General features: G+C 62.3%; 3 protein-coding genes. 1 reads left to right on the top strand and 2 read right to left on the bottom strand.

Going from position 1 to position 1,494, the window contains the following annotated elements:
• The coding region (locus EGI20_RS18590) for a hypothetical protein (protein ID WP_498633176.1) at nt 1-246 on the top strand (246 nt) is incomplete at its 5' end.
• A gap of 44 nt (nt 247-290) precedes the next feature.
• Here EGI20_RS18590 and EGI20_RS18585 read toward each other — a convergent pair.
• Nucleotides 291-1,097, bottom strand: a complete 807-nt coding sequence (locus tag EGI20_RS18585) for an MIP/aquaporin family protein (RefSeq protein ID WP_498630508.1) — start codon at nt 1,095-1,097, stop codon at nt 291-293.
• A gap of 35 nt (nt 1,098-1,132) precedes the next feature.
• The coding region (locus EGI20_RS18580; RefSeq protein ID WP_498630618.1) for a hypothetical protein at nt 1,133-1,494 on the bottom strand (362 nt) is incomplete at its 5' end.

The following is a 1,494-nucleotide window of genomic DNA, read 5'->3' as shown; positions in this document are numbered from 1 at the left end:
TCACGGGTGGTGGTCGGAGCGCAGTCCCCGTCTGAGGTGATCAGTGGTTGTGCGCTGGGCCTGTGGGTCTCCATCCTGTTTCTGCGTATGCAGGGTAAGAGCGGCCGGCCGCAGCAGACCAGCCTGATTATCGCAGTCTGCCTGCTGGTGGCTGCCGGTGCGCTGCTCGGCCTGCGCGCCCCTTCGCAGGACTTTATCACCCAGCTGGCGCTTTATCTGTCCGGCCGTGCGCCTGCTAGCTGGTAGCGTCGGGAGCTTGGGTTCAATGCGAAATAGGGGGCAAAGCAGGATTAGCGTGGCAGGTGTGGCGAGATCAGCTTCAGGTAGAGCAGGGCACCGATCTGTGCGCCCAGTAGCGGACCCAGTACCGGTACCCACCAGTAATCGCTGGCACGTCCACCGTTGAAAGCGACAGCGTCCCAGCCGGCGAGTGCAATGAATAGCCGCGGACCCAAGTCGCGCGCCGGATTCATCGCAAAGCCGGTCAGGGGGCCGAACGAGGCTCCAATCACGGCAACCAGCAGACCAATCAGCAAGGCACCGGCAAAGCCGCGCGATGGGCCGTTACGCGGGTCGGTCAGCGCCAGAATGCCGGTCATCAGGATCGCGGTAATAACGGTCTCAACCAGCAGGGCTTGCACATTGCCAAGACTGGCATGGGCGAAGGTGGTGAAGATGGCGGCACTGGCCACGCTTTGCGGTGTGCCGCGGATAATCCCGTGTGTACTTTCCCAGCCGGCCAGCAATGGTGCATAGAGAGCCAGAACAAGGGCTGCCGCGCAGAAGGCTCCCGCACACTGTGCGAAGATGTAGGGCAGGGCTCGCCGGCGCTCGAAGCCGGCCCATGCCGTCAGCGCCAGTGTTACCGCCGGATTCAGGTGCGCACCGGATACACCCGCGACGACATAGACCGCCAGCGCGACGCCCAGTCCCCAGGTTAGAGAAATTTCCCACTGGCCGAAATTGGCCCCCGACAGTTGCATGCCGGCAACGGCGCCCACTCCAAACAGAATCAGCAGTGCCGTGCCAATAAACTCGGCCAGACAGGCTCCGGCGAGGCTGGGGCCTGCCGCTGGTGTCGGCAGGGTATCCGCCATATGTATCGTTTCCTTTATCGAATATTGCGGCACGATCAGACTGTCTCTATTGCCGGTGCCGGGCTGCGGGCAAGACAGCGCAGATGCCGTACGGCGTATGCCAGGAACAGCAGCCAGAGCGTACCCATCAACATACCGTATGGCAGACCGGGGCCGCCAACAGTGGCAAAGCCCAGTGGCGAGAACGTCAGGTACATTGATATCAGCAGGCAGACGAGTAGCACGCTGGTCAGCTTGGCATAGCGCCATGGGCGCAGGTGTGCCGGCAATTGTTCGCCATCGGCCAGACGGAAGTCGATTGTGCCTGCCCGGCCATGGCGCGGCCAGAACCAGCCACAGCCAGCGAGAATGACTGCATGCAGGGCAAACATCATGCCCATGATGTGGACGAAGTTGA

The sequence above is a fragment of the Aquitalea sp. S1-19 genome, from assembly GCF_024343515.1.
Note: the sequence above shows the minus strand (reverse complement) of the source record. Positions and strands in the feature narration are given on the sequence as shown.

Bases quoted from the DNA above. Each gene is read 5' to 3' on its own strand.
- EGI20_RS18585 (WP_498630508.1), bottom strand. From the start codon at position 1,097: ATGGCGGATACCCTGCCGACACCAGCGGCAGGCCCCAGCCTCGCCGGA.